Here is a 19,825-nt window from a genome sequence, read left to right on the forward strand (position 1 = left end):
GTTTACTTTCTTATGGGTTCGTCATTTTCTGCAACTCTGCTATGACTTCAGTATGTAAATAAAAGCTGTTCTCTAATCTGTTGTTGAGCTGTTGCTGTAATTGCTTGATCCAATCTTGTGTATCATTCGTACTCGGCACTAGATGCGGAAACTTCATTCGATTCAAATCCTGGTATCTGCTGTCAAGCAACCAGACGAGAGGAAAAATAGTCTCTACGATGTGTGTGTAGCGACTAAAGCCGAACGTCTCGAAGAATTCCACAATACATGCACTTTCCACTTCAGCGATTAACTGCAACCGCTCGTCAAGAGTAGTTGGCGGCGCTTGAAGCAATGTCGTCTTGCATTCATTGACCCTGCCGATTGCTACTGACAAAGAACGAATGAGATGGAAGTTCGGGATCGACGCTAACAGCTTATAGTGGATACCACTGAAGTGATCTCCCGCAAGAACCATCAATTGCTGTTCTTTGGATGAAGCATCAACGATATCGATTTGATCATGGACATCAAAAGCCGTATGGATGGCACCAATCGCCAACGCCGCGGTTTGCATCTCATCTGTCCACTGCTCGCCGTTAAGCAAAGGCAATAGGAGCAACGAAGCTTTACGCCTGTCAATCGGAGCATGCCCTGCATCTCGTTCGACCACTGGCTGATAAATAGCACGTCGCAAATGGTGTATATAATTGTCGACTTGGTCAGTGAATCCTTTTGTTTCCATCAGTAAGCTCCATTCCCGTAAGGATACGGTCATTCTTTTTCTTCGCTCTCAATTACGCCGTGAGCTGTATGAATTTCAGCTTCTCCCCGAATCTTTATAGCGGAGGTATGCTCGGTAAACTGCGCGATCATGACTTCTCCTCTATCTAGCTTTTCGGTATGGTGAAACTTGGTGTCATTGCCTCTCGTGAGACCAATGACATTCACTCCATCTTTTTTCGCTTTGATAATTAGATAATCTGGTTGTGTCATTTTCGCATCTCCAGTCTATATATAATCCTAATGATAGCATATACAGCAAGCGCTCGGCAAAGACCTTAGTTCGTTCTAATAAGAGATAAAATTTCAGCACGTTTCACGTCATCATGTTCATAGATTCCTCTAGCAACGGTCGTGATCGTTTTAGCTCCCGGCTTCTTAATGCCTCTCATCGTCATACACATATGTTCAGCTTCGATGATGATATAGACACCATGGGGATTCAACTTTTCCATCATCGCATCTGCCACACTGGATGTAATGCGTTCTTGCAATTGTGGACGACGCGCTGCTGTTTCAACAGCTCTTGCCAACTTGCTCAAACCAGCAACTACTCCATTGCGTGGAATGTATGCTACATGGGCCACTCCAAAAAATGGCACTAAGTGATGCTCACACATAGAATAGAATGAAATATCTTTCACCAATACGACTTCATCATGGTTCTCATGGAATACCGTATCGAAATACTCTTTTGGATCTTTGTTTAAACCTTCAAATACCTCTTGGTACATTTTCGCCACACGTTTTGGCGTCTCAAGCAATCCTTCACGAGTCGGATCTTCACCGATTGCTTCTAGGATCATCGTAACTGCCTGCTCTAATTTATTTATATCTTGCTCTTTCATAACAGCATGTCCTCCTTGTAGGAACAAAACCTATTTCCCCAAAATACTAGCACATTCCATTCATTCCGTATAGTTACTTGTATTTCATTATGTATACCATTAAAAAACGGAAAGGAGTCCATCCATGGCCATCTGATGAACAGATTCGCTGGACGGACTCCTATGTAAAATCTCAAATTATTTTACTGCGTCTTTAAGTGCTTTACCTGCTTTGAAAGCTGGAACTTTACTTGCAGCGATTTCGATTTCTTCACCTGATTGTGGGTTACGTCCTTTACGTGCAGCACGTTCGCGTACTTCGAAGTTTCCGAAACCAATCAATTGAACTTTATCACCGTTAGCAAGAGTCGATTGAATTGTATCGAATACAGCTTCAACAGCTTTAGTTGCGTCTTTTTTTGTTAGACCTGCCGCTTCTGCCACAGAGTTAATTAATTCTGTTTTATTCACACCGTTCACCTCCTCTCAAAGGGGGATGCTATTGCTGTTAACACTGTAAAAAGAGTAACATAAGAAAAACCACGGTGCAACAATATTATCGCTCTTTTCCTTTATTCACGGCATTTCAAGCGATTTTCATAGAAAAGCATAGAAAAAAGACCCGTTTTTGACGGATCTTTCTTCATTTAAAATAATATTTCTTGCGTTATTTTCAGCTTTTTACACCTTAAACGATAAAGGTAATCATACCTTTATTTCCATCATTAACCATCTGTTCAATCGTTTCACGCAAGCGTTTTCTTGCTCGATCCGGAACTGCCGCCGTCTTATATCGAATACTTTCTTTCATAACTTCATGAAGTGGCGTGCCAAATAATTGTGTTTCCCATAATGCTTCACGGTCATGTAAATAAGCATTTTTCAATTCCTTCAGCAAGTGATGACTGTGGAATTCGGAACCAATTAAGGGAGCAAATTCCGCTTCCATATCGATTCGAATAATATGAAGTGAAGGTGCTTTCGCTTTCATTTTCACTCCATAAAACGTATCTTGTTTAATTAATTCAGGAGCAGTCGGCTGGAAATCTTCAATCGATGGCAACGCTACACCATAACCTGATTTTTTCGCAGTATCGATTGCTTCTGCGTACATATCATACGATTTTTTCGCCTTAACGGCTTCTTGAATAAAAACAAGCCAATCTTTTTTCGAGCGCATTTCCGTTCCCATGAACTCTTCACACACATTGACAAAAGCTTGCTCATCCATATCAATCTTCACGATGGCACGGCCTTTACCTGCATCGACTTCTACTACTTCCGCTTGTCTAATAAACTCTTCTTCTTGCAATAACTCCGCAATCTCCTGAACTTTACGAATCTTAGAGACACCAAGAAAGCCATCTGTAATCAACTGATCAATACGTGCGTTCAGCTTGTGGCTGTCCCCTAACTCCTCCATCCAGTCCGGACGTTGCAGTTCGATATCCGTGATAGGGAATTCATACAGCGCCTCTTTAAGAATGAGCTGGATCTCCGCTGCATTGAGTTGATCCGCACTGATAGCAATTACGGGAACACCGTATTTTTCATGTAATTGCTGTTTTAGTTCCAATGCTTTTTCATGAGCAGGCATTTTAGAATTTAATACAATGACGAACGGCTTACCAATTTCTTGAAGTTTCGAAACAATTTCTTTCTCAGCGACTTCAGCGGCTGCGCGTGAAATATTGTTCACCGTGCCGTCCGTCGTCAACAAAATTCCAATGGTGGAGTGATCACGAATGACTTTGTCCGTTCCGATACGTGCTGCTTCTTGGAACGGGATTGGCTCGTTGTGCCATGGTGTATGGACATACTTCGGTCCATCCTCGTCCTCATATCCTTTCACGCCGTCTATAACATAGCCTACACAGTCTGCTAGGCGAATTTGGAATTCCAGTTCGCCATCCCCGATTGAAACGCTTGTGCCTTGGGCAGGTACGAATTTAGGTTCTGCAGTCATGATTACGGGACCTGGTGAACTTTGGGGAAGTTCGTCTTGTGCGCGTATCCGATCGTTGGCATCCGTCATGTTGGGAATTACAACTTCCTCCATGACTCGTTTGACAAAAGTGGATTTCCCTACTCGAACAGGGCCTACCACGCCTATATAAATATCGCCGTCTGTTCTTCTAGCTAAGTTTTCGTATAGTTCTTCTTTCATCATTAGCCCTCCTTTTTCTCCGCATTGTAGCTTATGAAATAGAAAAACGTTTCATGCATGATTGCATGAAACGTTTTTGGGTAATGGTACTAATTTAGTTAATAAACTTTGTAACGGTTCGGGATTGGTACTCCAGATGGGAACGCTTTCTGGAGGGCCCGCGGTGAGCCCGCTAGTCACTACGTTCCTTTAGCGGTCTCACCTGTCGGGCTGACCCTCCCAGAGTCGTCCCATCTTCCGCACCAATCCTAGTTATAGTATGGTGACAGTTTGTATCACTTTTTGAAATATGTAATGTTCAAATGATAATACATGAGGTCACCTGCAAATTAAAAACCGTTATTTCTTCATAAACACAGGTTCGTTGTTTTCGTCTACCGTGTACGGCAAGGAGTATGCCGGGAGGACTAGGGAGTCTTCGTATAGTAGGTAACGGATATCTGTGCCAGGTTCTATTTCAGGCTTTTGTTCCATCAAGATTTTGTTGAGGTCGATGGAGTAGTCTACATAGAAGTTTCCGTCGCCGCCTACTACAATGGGCAGGTGGGCGTCAGAGTATGGGCTTTGGACGGTTAGTGGTTCTTTAAAGCCCATTTTCTTGAAGTCTACTGCATACACGTTGTCGCCAACCGGATCTAGAAATGGAAGTTCTCCATTGATAAATTTGCGCAAATTTAAATCACGCAGTTTTTCAGTCGTACGTAAGTCGACTAGTTTAACTGTAGGATTTTCTTCTACATCCATAAGAACATACTGAAAGATCCCACCGTTTTCGAATGCGTTGGAGGGTATTTTTTCAGTGAAGTCCGGAACGATTTTCGAGAACTCAATTGGATATTTGATGAATTGATCAACTTCCTGATCGCGTGTTTTGATTGGTAGTAGACCGCCTGATTGTTCTTGGTAGCGCTCTACGGCTTTTTGGATTGTCTCTTGCATTTCAGGATACGGCGTTTCACTTGCTTGTTTTTCTTCAGGGGGACGGCCGCCACAAGCAGACAGCAAGACTCCGCATAGTAAGACCGAAAGTATAAGTAATCGTTTATTCATAATTTACGCCCCTCCAGTCGGTCCGTTGAATACCAAATAGACCATTGCGAAGAACGATGATATTAATAGTGTATAGGCAATAATCGCAAATAGAATTTGTAGTACACGGTTTTTTATTTTATAACGGCTCAAATAAATTAAGCCCATTGAAATCACCATGAATCCCATTGCGTAAAATGATAGCCACATTTTATCTAACGAGGACAAAATTGTCACCCTCCTACTGTTTAAATACCGAAAAATGTATCGATTTCTTGCTTCTTACCGCGGGTCATTAATTGATCCACTGCTTGTTTAGGTGGAATGCCTCCAAATAGTATAGAATATAAGGCTTCTGTCAACGGCATGTTGACATCAAATTGCTGCGCCAACTGAAACGAAGCCTTCGTTGTACGCACACCTTCTATTACCATGCCCATTTCTTCGGTCACTCTCTCTAAGGATTGGCCTTTACCAAGTAAGTTTCCTGCTCGCCAGTTTCTCGAGTGGACACTTGTACACGTAACAACCAAATCACCAAGGCCGGTTAATCCGGAAAATGTTTGTTGATCCGCACCCATTTTAACACCTAGTCGCGTTATTTCTGCCAGTCCTCTAGTAATCAGAGCCGCTTTTGCATTATCGCCATAGCCAAGTCCATCAGATATTCCAGCAGCTAAAGCAATGACATTTTTCAATGCCCCGCCCAGCTCCACGCCGATTACATCTTTATTCGTATAGACACGGAAATACTGGCTCATGAATAAATCTTGTATCCGTTCTGCCGCTTCCATGTTGCTTGAGGCGACTGCCACCGTTGTTGGATGTCTAAGTACGACTTCCTCCGCGTGACTCGGTCCAGACAGCACTACAATGGCTTCGCGCAGTGTTTCATCAATTTCATCTGCTATGATTTCAGAAATCCGTTCCAACGAATCTGGATCAATTCCTTTGGAGACGTGGACAAATGTAACCGGTTCTGTTAGTAATTCCTGTATATGACGACACGTCTCACGCATCGCAACAGTCGGTACGGCCAGTATAATCGTCTTCGCATGCTGGACCGCCATGTGCAGTTCATTAGTAGAGTTAAGGTTATCGGGCAGTTTCACATCTGGCAAATACCGGTTGTTCGTGTGCTGATTATGAATTTCATCCGCTTGTTCGGCACGCCTTGTCCAAATTAAGCTGTCATGTCCATTTTCAGCCAGCACGACAGCAAGTGCGGTACCCCAACTGCCTGCCCCGATTATAGAGACTTTTTCCATTACCTCCACCCTTTCTGTTTGCGTAGTTAACTTCTTGCTCTTGTGATTAAGCGAATTGGTGTACCTTCAAACCCAAAAGCTTCACGTAATCTATTCTGTAAAAAGCGTTCATAAGAAAAGTGCATAAGTTCCGGTTCATTGACAAAGACCACGAATGTCGGTGGCTTAACAGCAACTTGTGTTGCATAGTAAATCCGCAAACGACGTCCTTTATCTGAAGGTGCAGGATTTCTAGCTACTGCGTCTTCTACTACCTCATTCAAGACACTTGACTGAATACGCATCGCATGATTTTCACTGATCAATTGGATATTAGAGAATAATGTATGCACACGTTGTTTCGTTTTAGCTGACACAAAGAAAATAGGTGCATAATCAAGGAATCTAAACTGATCGCGAATATCATCAATAAATTTATTCATCGTCTTATCATCTTTTTCAAGCGTATCCCATTTGTTCACAACAAACATGACACCTTTTCCTGCTTCTTCCGCAAAACCGGCTACACGTTTGTCCTGCTCACGAATACCTTCTTCTGCGTTCATGACAATCAATACAACATCAGAGCGATCAATCGCCTTCAAGGCACGTAATACACTGTATTTCTCTGTATTTTCGTATACCTTCCCTTTTTTACGCATTCCCGCTGTATCGATAATTTTAAATTCTTGTCCTTCAATTACTTTTGTAGAGTCAATCGCATCTGTTGTCGTTCCAGCGATATCACTGACGATGACACGGTCTTCACCAAGTAATGCGTTAACAAGTGACGATTTTCCGACATTCGGCCGGCCAATTAAACAGAATTTGATGGAATCGTCTTCCTCTTCTTCTAAGTTCATATCTTTAAAGCTTTCTGCGACTGCATCCAATAAATCACCAAGTCCTAGACCGTGTGATCCTGAAAGTGGATACGGCTCGCCAAATCCAAGTGAGTAGAAGTCATAGATCATGTCTCTCATTTCTGGATTATCTACTTTATTCACTGCCAATACGACTGGCTTGTTCGTTTTATACAACATGCGTGCTACTTGTTCATCTGAATCTGTCACACCATCTCTACCATTCGTCAAAAAGATGATGACGTCCGCTTCTTCAATGGCGATTTCAGCTTGCATACGAATTTGATCAAGTAATGGCTCATCACTCAGTTCAATGCCGCCTGTATCGATTAAGTTAAATTCATAATTCAACCAATCTGCTGCGCTGTATATACGATCTCGCGTTACACCGGCAACGTCTTCTACGATCGAAATACGTTCGCCTACGATCCGGTTAAAGATTGTCGACTTACCGACGTTTGGTCTTCCTACGATTGCTACTGTTGGTTTTTTCATGTTCTTTCATTACACCCTTCCGACCTATCTTTGAATATTATACACAAAAAGAATGATGATGCATATGAAAGCATCATCATTCCAGTTACGCTTATTCATCATTTGTGGCTAGTTTATCACATTCTGAAGATTATTTTTGGAATTTCTTTAGTTGATCGCCGATGACATCTGCTAAAGAGAAGCCAGTTGTTTCTTCAGGCATTTCGTAACTAAAGTTTTCTTCACGTGCTTCTTGAGGCTTTTCTATAAGATCTTTAATGCTTAATGAGATACGTTTTTCCTGTGGGTTCACGTCTAATACTTTTACTTGTATAGACTGTCCTTCTTCAAGTACTTCTTGTGGTGTACCGATATGCTCATGTGCAATACGTGAAATGTGAACGAGTCCTTCCACACCAGGCAAGATCTCAACGAATGCCCCGTATGCTACAAGTCGTTTCACCGTACCTTCCAGTACAGAGCCGACTTCAGCTTTTTCTTCGATATTTTCCCATGGTCCAGGCAATGTATCTTTAATGGATAGAGATACGCGTTCTGCATCACGGTCAACAGACAATACTTTGACTTGAATTTCGTCTCCTTCTTTCAACACGTCCGACACGCTTTCGATATGTCCGTGTGAAATTTGTGAGATGTGTACCAAACCATCTACGCCACCTATATCAACGAATGCACCAAAAGAGGCGATGCGTTGTACGGTACCATCTAGAATGTCACCTTCTTGAATTTCAGAAAGTGCGGCTTCTTTTTTCTTCTCATTCTGCGCTTGAACAACTGCACGGTGAGACAAAATTAACCGGTTCTTTTCTTTATCCATTTCAACGATTTTGAATGTCATCGTACGTCCTTTATAATCATCAAATGATTCAACGAAGTGATCTTCTACTAAAGAAGCTGGAATAAATCCACGTACGCCAAGGTCGACTACCAGTCCACCCTTTACTACGTCCTTTACTTCTGTTTCGATGATTTCACCGTTTTCAAATTTCTCTTCTAGTGAATCCCATGCATTTTCTGCATCTACTTGGCGCTTGGACAAGACGTAGGTCTCATCTTCCACTTTCGTAATCGCCAATTCTAATTCGTCACCGACTGAGACTGCATCTGCTGCTTTTTCAATATGCAAGCTAGAAAGTTCACTGATCGGAATCACGCCGTCAAAAGGAGCGCCAGCGATTTCAACCGTCACCGATTTCTCTTCAACCTTTGTCACTACACCTGTTACGTGTGCACCTTCACCGTATTCTTTAACTTCATCCATATTCATCTCTTCAGTCATATGTAGTCCTCCTCCATAATGATCCTATCTCTATATTATGCGAATTGAGACTTAAAAACAAAAAATTGCACTTATTCTTTTATTTGTACTGTTCAATCAACTTGGATATCTCTGCCATAATTGCCTCTGTTACCTCTTCTGCAGATGCTTTTCTTTCACGGTAAGTTGTCATATCCATAGCTTCACCATAAACTACTTTCAATTGAGAAAAGGCTTTATACGGTCCAATGATTGCACAAGGGACAACTTTTGCATCGCCACCTTTTAACGCAAAGAATCCTGCGCCTGCCAAACCTTTTCCAATCTCTCCCGTTTTGCTTCTAGTTCCTTCAGGGAAAAGGCCAACGACTTTGTCTTCGCGTAATAGTTTAATGGTTTTACGGAATGCTTCCCGGTCACTCATACCGCGTTTTACAGGATATGACTGCACTTTCGGTAACAACGTTTTAAGAATTGGCTTTTCAAATAGTTCTTCTTTGGCCATAAAATGAACCGTTCTCGGGCATGTAATACCGACTATAGGCGGATCTAAATTATCTATATGATTTGTACATAAAAGCACGCCGCCTTGTTTAGGAAAGTTTTCTTTGCCAATTACCTTAATTCGATAGAGTGGAAAACAAACAGTACTAATCAAAAATTTGCCAAGTGGATATAAATTCATTGAGCTAACCTCTTTTCGGCATATTCGATAATCCTATTCGTCACTTCTTCTATTGTTTTCCCTGTTGTATCAATTATAATCGCATCTTCTGCTTTTTTTAAAGGCGAGATTTTACGTTCGCTGTCTGCTTGATCTCTCTCACTAATTTCTCTTTTCAATGTTTCATAATCAGACTTCATTCCGCGCTTTCGTTCTTCTAATAAACGGCGCTCTGCACGCTCTTCTACAGAAGCTGTCATGAAGATTTTTAGTTCAGCTTCGGGCAAAACAGCAGTACCAATGTCCCTGCCATCCATTACAACGGATGATGCTGCTGCCAAATTTTGTTGTTTAGCGACTAACAGTTCACGGACAGATGTCAAAGCCGCGATCGCTGAAACATTCGTCGTCACTTCGTGCGAACGTATCGCATCAGTTACCTCGATACCGTCCAGCAGAACTTTTTGCACTTCTTCATCCGGCTGCAATTCAATATCCGTTTGTGCAATCAGTCTGGTTATTTCTTCTTCATTACGTGGATCAGTGGAGCTTTGAAGTACTTTGTAAGTAATGGCACGATACATGGCTCCCGTATCGATATACGTGTATCCTAATTTTTTAGCTACTAATTTAGCAATTGTACTTTTACCTGCCGCTGCAGGTCCGTCAATTGCGATTCTCATTCCACCTGTCATGATGAAAACCCCTCCATTTACGCCTTTATTGTACCATAAGCAAAAAGGAAAAGTCTGCTCTCGACAGACTTTTCCTTTAGCTATTTCGTAATTCTAACTGACGTTCAAAGCAATAGCGAATAATGTGTTGTCGATCTTTGTCGTCTATTTCATTAAACGTGAAAGAGCTCAGTCTGCGCTTCTCACTCTCCCAGTTTCTAACTACTCTCGCTTTACATGAAACATATTTGATTTCAGTTTTCGAGAAATACAATACGATCAATAATTTCACTTCTGTATTTTGCGAGAAATAATCATGGTCTTTCATATTGACTGCTAATCCTCCAGCACTGATATCCATTGACACCAATTGCAACAATGAGGAATCTGCCTGTAACGCCACATCCAATGATGTATCGACACGAACGAATTCTCTTCTTTGGATTTTAATCAATTGCTGATCACCAGGATACTTCAGTTTGAGCATGGGTATCGTTTGGTTGACTCGGCTATGCACCTCAGTACGAAATGCATACGACATCTTATACTGGTCAACGAATGTAATGAGAAGCTGCGTACCATCTATGAAGAATGCTGTTTTACCCGTCATCATGTTGATAGGGTAATCCATCATGAAGTGCTCTTCACCTTCAATATCCACTACACGACATTTAAATTTCTCCGATTCCTCGGTATAATCTTTCTCTAATGTTAATACCGTCCCGATACTTAGTCTCATTTCTCCACCTGCCATTCGTCCTATGCTTACATTATGTCATGTGGAGTAAATTTTTCCAATCTTTTTTTATTGTTTTTCGGTCGTTATGACTTCTAATGTCTCTGTGTCAACAAGAATCTTATATGTCTCCAAGTTGTCTTTTCCGGAAACGACTGTTAAATAATGCGCAAGGCGTTGGTCCATTTGACTATTTTCTACGTAGGCAAGTTCCTGAGCCATTACTGTAACATCCGGTCTAAAGAATGTGTGCCACTCCGCTGTACGAATAGGTTGTGATTTCGGTTGCTCTTTTCGAATGTACTCCGACGCATTCAGACCGATCACTTCACCGTTGTCTTTCGCTAACTTGATATGAATCGGGTCAGAGAATACTTTGGCATCATTTTCAGGATGCACTCGCACATAAACAAAATGCCATGCGGTATCATTCTCTCTTGCCTCTTCCAAAACTAGATCCGTATAATCCGCCTTTCGTAAAAACTCATCAGCCAGTTTCTCTAGTTCTTCATAGGATACTGTGGGCTTACCCATACGACGCTCCACGAGATACGACAGAACATGTCCACCTTTTTCAGTTATATCAATATAGCCAATTGAAGAATTTTCCGCGAAACGGATATGATAAAATGGATAGGGAGCGCCTTTTCTACTTCTTTCTGCTGCAATGATATCATTCGACACAGCCGGCAGAAGCTTCTTGAATTTCTGAATCGCTTCGTCCTCGCTAATTTTCTTTTCTTTAATATCTCGCAACTCTTTTTTCTTCTTGGCATCAGACTCGCTTGCTGTTAAAGGGAATACCGCTTCTGTATATTGCATGACAGATTCCCCCATTTTAGACCAGTTTGCCTTACCATCGGGTGAGTCACGCAACTTTTTTTCCCAGTTGCTCATCGACATTCTTCTTGAAAACATATCTTTCGTTGCCAACTGCCATTCACTCGTCAGGTCATTCAGATTAACTGATGCACGTTGCATCACGCCATAATATTCGTCAGGATCACCTTTCTCTGTGGATTCCTTTGCGAAATTACCTAACCGTCCTAAATAATTCATCCAGGAAGTAGAAAAACTTTCATCCACTGGAAGGGAGGAAATTGATGATTTAATGTCTGAAGACAAACGCCAAATATCTTCCCTTTCCTTTGCAGAACTTTTTTGATCCTCAAAAAGCAACGACTTGTTTACGGCGTCTTCTAACTCACCAAGTTTTTGTGAGGCATCCGTCATACTTTTCGAATATTGCCCATTCAGTGCAATCGATAATTCTTCATTTTCACGCACTGTTCCAAACGTATATATCCCCAATACAATAAATGAATAGGTCAAAATGAAAATCATTCGTTTCATAAGTAGCTAGGTCCTCCTTTCTATTAGTCACAAAAGATGTGTAAACCGATTTTCTTAATTTGCGGTCTTGACCAAATCCATTTACTAGTCGCTGTGATTGGATTGAAATAGTATATTGCATTTTCTGAAGGATCCCAGCCGTTAATTGCATCAATGACTGCTTCTTTCGCGCGCTCATTCGGTGTCAGCCAAATCTGCCCATCCGCAACTGCAGTAAACGCCCCTGGTTGAAAGATAACGCCACCAATAGAATCAGGAAAATCTGCATGTTCGACACGATTTAAAATAACTGCCGCCACCGCCACTTGTCCTTCGTATGGCTCCCCGCGAGATTCACCATATACTGCATTGGCCAATAAATTTATATCCTGGTCGGTATATTTAGGCGGTGCTTGCATTTGGGTTTGCGCCTGCTTATGTGGCGCACTCCCTTTTTTCACCTGCGACTCCAGCGACTGACCACCATAATAGGTAAATTGGTTACCCTTAGCAATCTGTCCCTTTACATACTTTTCATCGTAATCAGAAATTCCTTGCAACTTCTTCTGAGTCCCTTTACCCGCAATTCCGTCAAGCGGCAAGCCGTATTGTTCCTGGAAATTGCGTAATGCCCAGTAAGTCCCAAATCCGAAATTACCATCAATCTCTCCATGATAGAAACCGATATATTGAAGCCTCGCTTGTAACTCAATGACATCATCTCCTTTTGCACCTTTTGCCAAGTCACGTCCACTGAATGCTTCACTATGACTTACAAAGAAAGAAAACATCATGATGCCTGCCAGTAATAAAAATAGGAAGCGTTTTGTAATTCGCTTCATAGACATCCACCTCCAAAAAATTGTGCTTCCTTGTAGGTTATCCAATATTCAGTATTTTATAAGGCAAAAAATCCGTCTGATTTACTCAGACGGATTTCTAAAAGTTTGATTGATTTCTTTTTCTGAATTGCTGCATTGCAAATGTGTGCGCATACTTCACTCGCGTCAAGCCAAACCACCAAAGGAATAGCATAAAAGGGATCATTAAATATAACCAATAATCATAAGTAAATAAAATCGCATTGTAGAAGACATGGAGCAAGAATGGAGCTAAAAATGCAATAGTTATCCATTTTGCTTTTTCTGATACAGCAGAAAACTTTGCTTTTCCAAAATAATACCCCATGACGACACCAAATAACGCGTGGCTTGAGACAGGGAGTAATGCACGAATAAAAGCTGTGTCTAAACCAAAGGATAATAAATATAAAATATTTTCTACTGTAGCGAATCCAAGCGAAACACTCGCCCCGTATAAAATCCCATCATAGGCATCTTCAAATTCAATTGTTTTATACACGAGAATAAAAATAATAATCCATTTAAAAAATTCTTCTAAACTGCTCGTAAATAATACATTACGGAAAAATTCATTGTTAAATACATGCTCTTCTTCAAATACATGCTGAATAAACAAAATAGGAAATGTCATGATTGCACCGTAAATGAATGCATGGAATAGCGTCTTGGATGGCTCCTTAGCAATTTGTTTACGTAAATACAAATAACTGAAAAGTGCCAGCGCCGGCGCTATTGCGACTGTCAGTAAAATAAACATAGGCGCCTCCTCATGTCGGTAGTATATCACATCATAAATGAAAAAAGCCGCTTGACCTGTAAGGCAAGCGACTGATCCATTCACTTATTTTGTGCAATACATTGCGCAATCATTCCACCATGGAACCGACCATTTTCGATGAAAATTTCATTGGCATTATTTCCTGCCGCAATGACACCCGCGATGAATAAATTATCGACGTTCGTTTCCATTGTATCTTCATTGAAAATAGGTCTTCCAGATTGTTCATCTACTTTGATACCTATTTTACGTAAAAATGCATGATCCGGATGATAACCGATCATCGCGAAAACATAGTCACTTTCGAGATCAAATATAGTTCCTTGCTGATTGACGGTGACAGTTTTTTCAGTGATTTTCGTTACACACGCGTTAAAATGCATATCGATTTGACCGTTACGCACTAAACTGTCAAAGCCCGGCAGTATCCATGGCTTTACACTTTTCGAATACGTTTCATTTCGATAGACGACAGTTACATGCGCGCCTGCACGTTGTAATTCCAGTGCCGCGTCAACAGCAGAGTTCTTCCCACCAATCACGGTTACCTTTTTATTGAAGTAGGGATGCGCTTCTTTAAAGTAATGATAGACAGTAGGTAAATTTTCTCCTTCAACATTCAAGCGATTGGGTTGATCGTAATAACCTGTTGCCACTACGACATACCTCGCGTCATACATCGCCTTATCTGTTTTCACGATAAAACGATCGGGTTGTTTGTCTATATCTTCTACTCGCTCATGGCTATTGATCCGCAAGTTTTCGATTTGTGCAACCGTCCTATAATAGACCAGGGCATCATTACGCTTCGGCTTATCTATCGCTGTAATAAATGGCGTCTTGCCTATCGATAATTTCATACTTGAACTAAAAAATGTTTGGTGAGTCGGATAATTATATATCGAATGCACGATATTCCCTTTTTCGATTACCACCACCGACAAACCGATGTTTTGCAATTCAATCGCTGCTGACAAGCCACACGGACCGCCACCGACAATTACTGCATCTACAGAATTCATGACATCTACTCTCCTAATTTCTTGCGTTCTAGTAATGAACTTCCACTACATGACATTCGGGTTTCGCACCGAAACGCAACGGCACCATCGTCGTTCCATATCCATTACTGATTAATTTCGCACTGTTTTCTGTCGTCTCGAAACGCCCAAGGTCTTGCATACCCCAACGCCCCAATCTAATTTGGCCACCATGTGTATGACCGCCAAGAGATAATTCCGGTCGCAACTTCTCTTCAAACTTTCGGAAATAAGAAGGATTATGAACAGCGAGAATCAAATGTTCATATCCTTTTGCAGAATCCACGGCCTGATCAATCTTTACTTTTCCATTATTCGGATCTTGCAATCCACATATACCGAAACTTGGATGGTTCGGTATCGATGCTGTACTGTTGACCAGCACTTTGCCATTCACTCGTTTCATCACACGTAGTATATTTTCTGTCCCTACTTCTTGATCATTATTGCCGAAAATATAAAAAACCGGTCCTATCGAAGCAAGTAAGCGCATGTTGCGTTCAATTCGCTCGATTGGCACACCGCCTTCCGCCACATCTCCACCTACGATCACTGCATCAATAGAACGCGTACGCAAATCATCTATCAGTCGCTGAGGAATTCTGCGTCTGTGGATATCTGAAATAAAGAATACGTTCAATTTATTAGTAGGAGTGGAGTTAATATGTAACGTATGGGTAAGCACACGATTCCGATGAGCTAAGGCATACATATAGGTCAGCATAGTCATTGCTGATAAAAAAACTGATAATCCTGCTATTCGAACCTTTTTCATTAGTCAACTCCCATAAAAAAAAGCAAAGCGTCTACTTTGCTTTTGTAGTAGTAATTTTCATTAGTAGTATAGCAAGATTCCGATAAAACCCCAAACCATTGTATTGCGCTTAGGAAACAGCATGCATGTAATCTGTCATGGCCGGATAAAAGCCGACCGACAACTCGACTTTTTCAACAGGGACTTGATCGGGAACATCAGGGGAATAAAGATCCGATAATACATAGAGTAATATAATAATAGGGATTAAAGTAAAAATCGCCAGAAAAATATTGATGACTTTCACACGACCATATTTCTCCTCTTTCTTCTTTCCATGTACTTCTGCACGGGAAGGAAGTTTATCGAAAGGCACTTTTTCTTTAATCTCTTTTCGCTGCTGTTCAAAATCCACTTTATACTGATTGTTTAACATGTCTAATTTCTCCTTCACACCGCATAATGTCTGTTGCTATTATATGATGCAATTCCTATATTCATCCGTGAAAAGTACGTCCGTTCACAAACTCATCTATCTCTATTATGCCGAATTTTGTCTAAAAAGTAAATACAGACTGTCTGCTTCAACCTAATAACTGGAGCAGTCGATCGCGCCATTGTAACGCTTCAACTTCTCGTTCAGTTGAAATTTCAGACTTAATCAGCCAGTCTTCATCAAGATTCTGACAGTTTGAACAGCAATCCGTTTCTGCTGGTAAAGTGTTTTCACCAAAAAACTGTACTAGCTTTTCCCGTAAACAACTGTCACTTTTTACATAGCTCTCCATTTCCGCAATTTGTTTTTCTTTGACTTGATAGATTTGTTGAATTTGCCTAACGACATTTTCTACATCATACTGCTCCAAATAATAATCAAGTAAACGACTAGCTACTTCTGATAGTCCTGCTTGTTCTGCAGCCAATTGACACGGAGTACGTGACTGTAGTAAAGAATGATAATAAAGGATTTGTTGTTCATCTGGTAGATCTTCATAGACTATAAATTTCACTTTCTGAATATCCCGTTCACTATACAAAAGAGTGGCCGCAGCTTTTTCTCCGTCACGTCCTGCACGTCCTACTTCCTGAATATACGCGCTTGGGGTAGCTGGTAGATGCTCATGAATAATTTGTCGAATATCATCTTTATGAATTCCCATGCCAAATGCATTGGTAGCACAAATCCACTCAAGTTCACCTTGTACAAATTGTTGTTGAATAATGGATCGTTCATCCTGTTCCTTACCACCGTGATAGCTAGCTGTCGGGATTCCCCTTTCTCGGATTATTGCCGAGAGTTCATCCGCACGTTTCCGCGACGCCACATAAATAACACCAGGACCAATTGTCGTCGCAAGCCTTTTTATAATCCACTCAGTTTTTGCTAATTCATTATTCAGATGCATAACGCTATAGGATATAGCAGGACGATCCATCGGCTGTCGTTCGATGTGAGGATTTCTCATGTGTAAGTAAGTAATAATGTCTTCCACTACTTTGTCATTAGCAGTAGCAGTTAATGCCAATACCGGTGCTCTTTCTATATCTGAAAACAGTTCTTTTAATCGTAAATAGTCGGGCCTGAAATCAAAGCCCCACTCTGAAATACAATGGGCTTCATCTACTACAAAAAAAGCAATATGTAATTGTTGAACAAGTTGTCGGACAGATGGTTGCATCATCATTTCAGGCGATAGGAAGATGAATTTATACTGCGCTAAAGTAGAAAGCGCCAATTCTTTTTCTTGCCTAGATAAAAATGAATTGATTGCGACAACACGCTTTTCTTTATGTTTTCGTAGATTGGCTACTTGATCTTCCATTAATGCAACGAGAGGAGAGATGATGACCACTGTACCATCGAGCATGTATGCGGGTAATTGATAGCAAAGTGATTTCCCCATACCCGTCGGAAAAATTGCTACAGCATCCCGCCCAGCCAGTAACTCAGTAATGACTTCCTGTTGTCCAGGTCGAAATGATTCATAACCAAACTTTTGATACAATACTTCCTGAAGTTCCATCAGCTCTCCCTCCTTCCAATGATGATGATCAATCGCAGTTGAAAATACGATAATTCAGGGCACTGTTGTTTCAACAGACGCAATCGTTTAGTCTGCAACTGTTCAACATGACGCCAAACTGTATCCCTTTGTTCTTCCGTTATAAATTCTTTATATGGAAAACTCTCCATATTCGCTGCCATCTCAATAAAATGATCTTCTATTGTACTTAATTTCAAATTTCGTAAAGATGCAATTTGCTCTACCGAATAGCCCCGCTCGAATAGTTTCTGTGTCCGTTCCGCAGATTGTGTCAAATACGTGTCAACTCTGCAACCTATCGCTAATTCTGACAGCAATGGCAAGTTGGGATGATGTTGTAAGTAATCGAGCAACATATGTAACGCTTCTAAATAATACAGCTGTATAGTTTTGACCGACATGTTGAGACGATCCGCCATCTGCTCCCAAGTTGATCCAGTAAGCTTGTATCCCGTCAATCGACCGCTCACGATCGTACATTGTAAATCCGATAATGAAGAATGAGTAAACACATATTCCAATTCTTTTCGCAATGACGTGGATAGACTGATCATGCTACTTGATTGATTACGTAAGAACCCTTTGATAAATTGCTGGGTAGGCAACTCCTTCTGGATCGGCATAAACATCGTTTCACCACTGCGTAAATTAGACAAGGTCTGCACTAACAATGCCAACCGTCTAGCGAACTCTCTTTCGAGTCCACGGTAATTCCAGCCATTAAATCGCCACATCTCACTACCCGTCGCCATCTGACCTTTTGCCGTCACATAGACGAGTTCATTTATATAGATCAGATCGTCCGCTTGCATTCTCTCTAGAGCTTGCTGAAATTCGCTTGCCGTCAAATGTGGCAACAATGCATAGTATGATTTAACTTGATAATATTCAACGTCTTGTAACGTCTGTCCCGATTTTTTTCCACGAAGTATATGATAAACACCCTGCGCTGAACGCTCACCATGGAGGCGTTGGAAGATCGTTAATAAGATGGAATCAAAACTCATTTGAGCTCCCCCCTGAAGAAATAACGTTTTTTTGTTGAAAAGTGATGAAAACAGCTTTAGAATAGAGTAGATACAAAATAGGTTGAGTGAATGGAAGAAGGGAGAAAGACAAATGTCTAGCAAAAAGTATACGATTGTCGATCAGGATACATGTATAGCCTGCGGGGCCTGCGGGGCTGCTGCACCGGATATCTATGATTATGACGATGAGGGAATTGCATTTGTTATTTTAGATGATAACACGGGAAACACTGAAGTTCCAGAAGAACTGATGGAGGATCTCGAGGATGCATATGATGGCTGCCCTACCGATTCAATTAAAATTGCGGATGAGGCCTTCGAAGGCGATCCATTAAAATATGAAGATTGATTCAATCCCAACAACACTTCCAACTATTGGATGTGTTGTTTTTTTATTCATCGGCCTCAGAAGTTAGGCTGGAGACTGTTGGGATGGGAATTGCCGGTCCAATCCCTGCGACGAAAATGGGCTTTAATTAGTATAGTGGATTAAAAATAGGTTCTAAATCAAATGTTGGGGTGGAGTGAATTCAAATCCATCCCTCAACCTAAATGAACGCCAATTTCTTTATACTGTATGTTTAATAAAATCTTCGCCCTAAAGTGATCGAAACGTCTAAAGCCATAGGCATTGCGTTTCATCACTTTTGTTTTATTATTAATTCCTTCAAGAAATCCATTTGAATAATTAAAAGCGAAACTATTCAAGATCTCGACTTGCCAGTTCTTTAATGTTTGAATCGCCTTTAAAAAGGCAGGAATCTGCGCTTCTTCCACCTTACGGTAAAACCCTTCTAATCTTCTTTTCACTTCTACGACATCATCTGTCGTCTTCGCCCAATCAAACCATTCACAATACGCTTCTTTCAATTCATAAGCTGTTTTCAATTCTTCAGACATGCCTATGTACCGATCACGATACCATCTGGATTTGTCATGAAGTTTCCTACTTCGCTTATAGAGCACATACCGCATCCGTTTACACTTCTTACGATCATACGCGTGCCATTCTTTCTGCACTTTGCGTCGCACCTCATCAATTGCCCAGTAAATATATCGACAGAAATGAAAGCGATCTGCGACGATAACGGGACGACCTAAAGCTTCTCTCACCGCTGCTTTGAAGCTTGGATTCATATCCATTACGACTAATTTCACGTCCGCTCCATATTGATACAGATAATCTTTAATCGTATCTTTTCTACGATTTGGCAAGATGTCGAGTGGTTCATGCGTATCTGCATTCGCAATGATGAGTTGATA

The 19,825-nt window shown here is 41.1% G+C and carries 23 protein-coding genes; 1 reads left to right on the forward strand and 22 read right to left on the reverse strand.

All coding sequences use genetic code 11. From position 1 onward, the window contains the following. Window positions 1-10: 10 nt before the first annotated feature. The 21 genes from CSV64_RS11650 to CSV64_RS11750 all read right to left on the reverse strand — a co-directional run bounded on the left by CSV64_RS11650 (window position 11) and on the right by CSV64_RS11750 (window position 18,541). On the reverse strand, window positions 11-724 hold the full coding sequence (locus CSV64_RS11650) for a heptaprenyl diphosphate synthase component 1 (protein WP_158233037.1): 714 nt from the start codon (window positions 722-724) through the stop codon (window positions 11-13). Between the two features lie 29 nt (window positions 725-753). Further along, window positions 754-975, reverse strand: a complete 222-nt coding sequence (mtrB, locus tag CSV64_RS11655; RefSeq protein WP_099634675.1) for a trp RNA-binding attenuation protein MtrB — start codon at window positions 973-975, stop codon at window positions 754-756. A gap of 65 nt (window positions 976-1,040) precedes the next feature. Further along, a complete protein-coding gene (gene folE / locus CSV64_RS11660; RefSeq protein ID WP_099634674.1) occupies window positions 1,041-1,610 on the reverse strand; it encodes a GTP cyclohydrolase I FolE in 570 nt (189 codons plus the stop codon). Between the two features lie 177 nt (window positions 1,611-1,787). Then, window positions 1,788-2,060 carry an HU family DNA-binding protein gene (locus tag CSV64_RS11665; RefSeq protein ID WP_037561579.1) on the reverse strand — a complete coding sequence of 91 codons (273 nt, stop codon included), beginning with the start codon at window positions 2,058-2,060 and terminating at the stop codon, window positions 1,788-1,790. 217 nt (window positions 2,061-2,277) lie between these two features. Next, on the reverse strand, window positions 2,278-3,756 hold the full coding sequence (gene spoIVA, locus CSV64_RS11670) for a stage IV sporulation protein A (protein WP_099634673.1): 1,479 nt from the start codon (window positions 3,754-3,756) through the stop codon (window positions 2,278-2,280). 339 nt (window positions 3,757-4,095) lie between these two features. Then, window positions 4,096-4,806, reverse strand: coding sequence for an LptM family lipoprotein (locus tag CSV64_RS11675; RefSeq protein ID WP_099634672.1), 711 nt, complete (start codon window positions 4,804-4,806; stop codon window positions 4,096-4,098). 3 nt (window positions 4,807-4,809) lie between these two features. Continuing rightward, on the reverse strand, window positions 4,810-5,013 hold the full coding sequence (locus CSV64_RS11680) for a DUF2768 domain-containing protein (RefSeq protein WP_099634671.1): 204 nt from the start codon (window positions 5,011-5,013) through the stop codon (window positions 4,810-4,812). Between the two features lie 20 nt (window positions 5,014-5,033). Then, the gene (locus CSV64_RS11685; protein WP_099634670.1) at window positions 5,034-6,053 is read right to left on the reverse strand and encodes an NAD(P)H-dependent glycerol-3-phosphate dehydrogenase; all 1,020 of its coding nucleotides are present in this window, start codon (window positions 6,051-6,053) and stop codon (window positions 5,034-5,036) included. Window positions 6,054-6,079: 26 nt separating this feature from the next. Continuing rightward, on the reverse strand, window positions 6,080-7,390 hold the full coding sequence (gene der, locus CSV64_RS11690) for a ribosome biogenesis GTPase Der (RefSeq protein WP_099634669.1): 1,311 nt from the start codon (window positions 7,388-7,390) through the stop codon (window positions 6,080-6,082). A 130-nt stretch (window positions 7,391-7,520) separates the two neighbouring features. Further along, on the reverse strand, window positions 7,521-8,669 hold the full coding sequence (gene rpsA / locus CSV64_RS11695; protein WP_099634668.1) for a 30S ribosomal protein S1: 1,149 nt from the start codon (window positions 8,667-8,669) through the stop codon (window positions 7,521-7,523). 79 nt (window positions 8,670-8,748) lie between these two features. Beyond that, window positions 8,749-9,333: a lysophospholipid acyltransferase family protein gene (locus CSV64_RS11700; RefSeq protein WP_099634667.1), complete on the reverse strand. Its 585-nt coding sequence runs from the start codon at window positions 9,331-9,333 to the stop codon at window positions 8,749-8,751. Then, window positions 9,330-10,007 carry a (d)CMP kinase gene (gene cmk / locus CSV64_RS11705; protein ID WP_099634666.1) on the reverse strand — a complete coding sequence of 226 codons (678 nt, stop codon included), beginning with the start codon at window positions 10,005-10,007 and terminating at the stop codon, window positions 9,330-9,332. Before cmk ends, CSV64_RS11700 begins: the two co-directional genes overlap by 4 nt. 76 nt (window positions 10,008-10,083) lie before the next feature. Continuing rightward, entirely contained in the window at window positions 10,084-10,725 is a 642-nt protein-coding gene (locus CSV64_RS11710; RefSeq protein ID WP_158233036.1) for a flagellar brake protein, read from the reverse strand. Window positions 10,726-10,791: 66 nt separating this feature from the next. Then, a complete protein-coding gene (locus CSV64_RS11715) occupies window positions 10,792-12,075 on the reverse strand; it encodes a PepSY1/2 domain-containing protein (protein ID WP_099634664.1) in 1,284 nt (427 codons plus the stop codon). 23 nt (window positions 12,076-12,098) lie between these two features. Further along, a complete protein-coding gene (gene sleB, locus CSV64_RS11720) occupies window positions 12,099-12,896 on the reverse strand; it encodes a spore cortex-lytic enzyme (RefSeq protein WP_099634663.1) in 798 nt (265 codons plus the stop codon). A gap of 97 nt (window positions 12,897-12,993) precedes the next feature. Further along, entirely contained in the window at window positions 12,994-13,674 is a 681-nt protein-coding gene (gene prsW, locus CSV64_RS11725; RefSeq protein ID WP_099634662.1) for a glutamic-type intramembrane protease PrsW, read from the reverse strand. Between the two features lie 80 nt (window positions 13,675-13,754). Beyond that, window positions 13,755-14,717, reverse strand: a complete 963-nt coding sequence (locus CSV64_RS11730; RefSeq protein WP_099634661.1) for a YpdA family putative bacillithiol disulfide reductase — start codon at window positions 14,715-14,717, stop codon at window positions 13,755-13,757. A 28-nt stretch (window positions 14,718-14,745) separates the two neighbouring features. Next, complete coding sequence (locus tag CSV64_RS11735) at window positions 14,746-15,510, reverse strand: metallophosphoesterase (RefSeq protein ID WP_099634660.1); 765 nt, start codon at window positions 15,508-15,510, stop codon at window positions 14,746-14,748. Between the two features lie 109 nt (window positions 15,511-15,619). Next, window positions 15,620-15,925 carry a hypothetical protein gene (locus CSV64_RS11740; RefSeq protein WP_099634659.1) on the reverse strand — a complete coding sequence of 102 codons (306 nt, stop codon included), beginning with the start codon at window positions 15,923-15,925 and terminating at the stop codon, window positions 15,620-15,622. A gap of 148 nt (window positions 15,926-16,073) precedes the next feature. Beyond that, window positions 16,074-17,513 (reverse strand): RecQ family ATP-dependent DNA helicase, encoded by a 1,440-nt coding sequence (locus CSV64_RS11745; protein WP_099634658.1) that lies wholly within the window; start codon window positions 17,511-17,513, stop codon window positions 16,074-16,076. Continuing rightward, the gene (locus CSV64_RS11750) at window positions 17,513-18,541 is read right to left on the reverse strand and encodes a YpbB family protein (RefSeq protein WP_099634657.1); all 1,029 of its coding nucleotides are present in this window, start codon (window positions 18,539-18,541) and stop codon (window positions 17,513-17,515) included. Before CSV64_RS11750 ends, CSV64_RS11745 begins: the two co-directional genes overlap by 1 nt. Before the next feature lie 112 nt (window positions 18,542-18,653). Here CSV64_RS11750 and CSV64_RS11755 point away from each other — a divergent pair, with 112 nt between their 5' ends. Then, window positions 18,654-18,911, forward strand: coding sequence for a ferredoxin (locus CSV64_RS11755; RefSeq protein ID WP_029053065.1), 258 nt, complete (start codon window positions 18,654-18,656; stop codon window positions 18,909-18,911). A gap of 194 nt (window positions 18,912-19,105) precedes the next feature. Here CSV64_RS11755 and CSV64_RS11760 read toward each other — a convergent pair. Continuing rightward, on the reverse strand, window positions 19,106-19,825 hold a 720-nt coding region (locus CSV64_RS11760), incomplete at its 5' end, for an ISL3 family transposase (protein ID WP_143565216.1).

This window comes from Sporosarcina sp. P32b (assembly GCF_002743335.1).
In the GTDB taxonomy this organism is placed as follows: domain Bacteria; phylum Bacillota; class Bacilli; order Bacillales_A; family Planococcaceae; genus Sporosarcina.

Excerpts from the sequence above, each read along its gene's own strand:
- prsW (WP_099634662.1), bottom strand. The coding sequence starts at position 13,674 with ATGTTTATTTTACTGACAGTCGCAATAGCGCCGGCGCTGGCACTTTTC.
- CSV64_RS11685 (WP_099634670.1), bottom strand. The coding sequence starts at position 6,053 with ATGGAAAAAGTCTCTATAATCGGGGCAGGCAGTTGGGGTACCGCACTT.
- rpsA (WP_099634668.1), bottom strand. The coding sequence starts at position 8,669 with ATGACTGAAGAGATGAATATGGATGAAGTTAAAGAATACGGTGAAGGT.
- CSV64_RS11735 (WP_099634660.1), bottom strand. The coding sequence starts at position 15,510 with ATGAAAAAGGTTCGAATAGCAGGATTATCAGTTTTTTTATCAGCAATG.
- mtrB (WP_099634675.1), bottom strand. The coding sequence starts at position 975 with ATGACACAACCAGATTATCTAATTATCAAAGCGAAAAAAGATGGAGTG.
- CSV64_RS11740 (WP_099634659.1), bottom strand. The coding sequence starts at position 15,925 with ATGTTAAACAATCAGTATAAAGTGGATTTTGAACAGCAGCGAAAAGAG.
- CSV64_RS11715 (WP_099634664.1), bottom strand. The coding sequence starts at position 12,075 with ATGAAACGAATGATTTTCATTTTGACCTATTCATTTATTGTATTGGGG.
- CSV64_RS11755 (WP_029053065.1), top strand. The coding sequence starts at position 18,654 with ATGTCTAGCAAAAAGTATACGATTGTCGATCAGGATACATGTATAGCC.
- CSV64_RS11650 (WP_158233037.1), bottom strand. The coding sequence starts at position 724 with ATGGAAACAAAAGGATTCACTGACCAAGTCGACAATTATATACACCAT.
- cmk (WP_099634666.1), bottom strand. The coding sequence starts at position 10,007 with ATGACAGGTGGAATGAGAATCGCAATTGACGGACCTGCAGCGGCAGGT.
- spoIVA (WP_099634673.1), bottom strand. The coding sequence starts at position 3,756 with ATGAAAGAAGAACTATACGAAAACTTAGCTAGAAGAACAGACGGCGAT.
- CSV64_RS11745 (WP_099634658.1), bottom strand. The coding sequence starts at position 17,513 with ATGGAACTTCAGGAAGTATTGTATCAAAAGTTTGGTTATGAATCATTT.
- CSV64_RS11750 (WP_099634657.1), bottom strand. The coding sequence starts at position 18,541 with ATGAGTTTTGATTCCATCTTATTAACGATCTTCCAACGCCTCCATGGT.
- CSV64_RS11675 (WP_099634672.1), bottom strand. The coding sequence starts at position 4,806 with ATGAATAAACGATTACTTATACTTTCGGTCTTACTATGCGGAGTCTTG.
- CSV64_RS11700 (WP_099634667.1), bottom strand. The coding sequence starts at position 9,333 with ATGAATTTATATCCACTTGGCAAATTTTTGATTAGTACTGTTTGTTTT.
- der (WP_099634669.1), bottom strand. The coding sequence starts at position 7,390 with ATGAAAAAACCAACAGTAGCAATCGTAGGAAGACCAAACGTCGGTAAG.
- sleB (WP_099634663.1), bottom strand. The coding sequence starts at position 12,896 with ATGAAGCGAATTACAAAACGCTTCCTATTTTTATTACTGGCAGGCATC.
- folE (WP_099634674.1), bottom strand. The coding sequence starts at position 1,610 with ATGAAAGAGCAAGATATAAATAAATTAGAGCAGGCAGTTACGATGATC.
- CSV64_RS11710 (WP_158233036.1), bottom strand. The coding sequence starts at position 10,725 with ATGAGACTAAGTATCGGGACGGTATTAACATTAGAGAAAGATTATACC.
- CSV64_RS11730 (WP_099634661.1), bottom strand. The coding sequence starts at position 14,717 with ATGAATTCTGTAGATGCAGTAATTGTCGGTGGCGGTCCGTGTGGCTTG.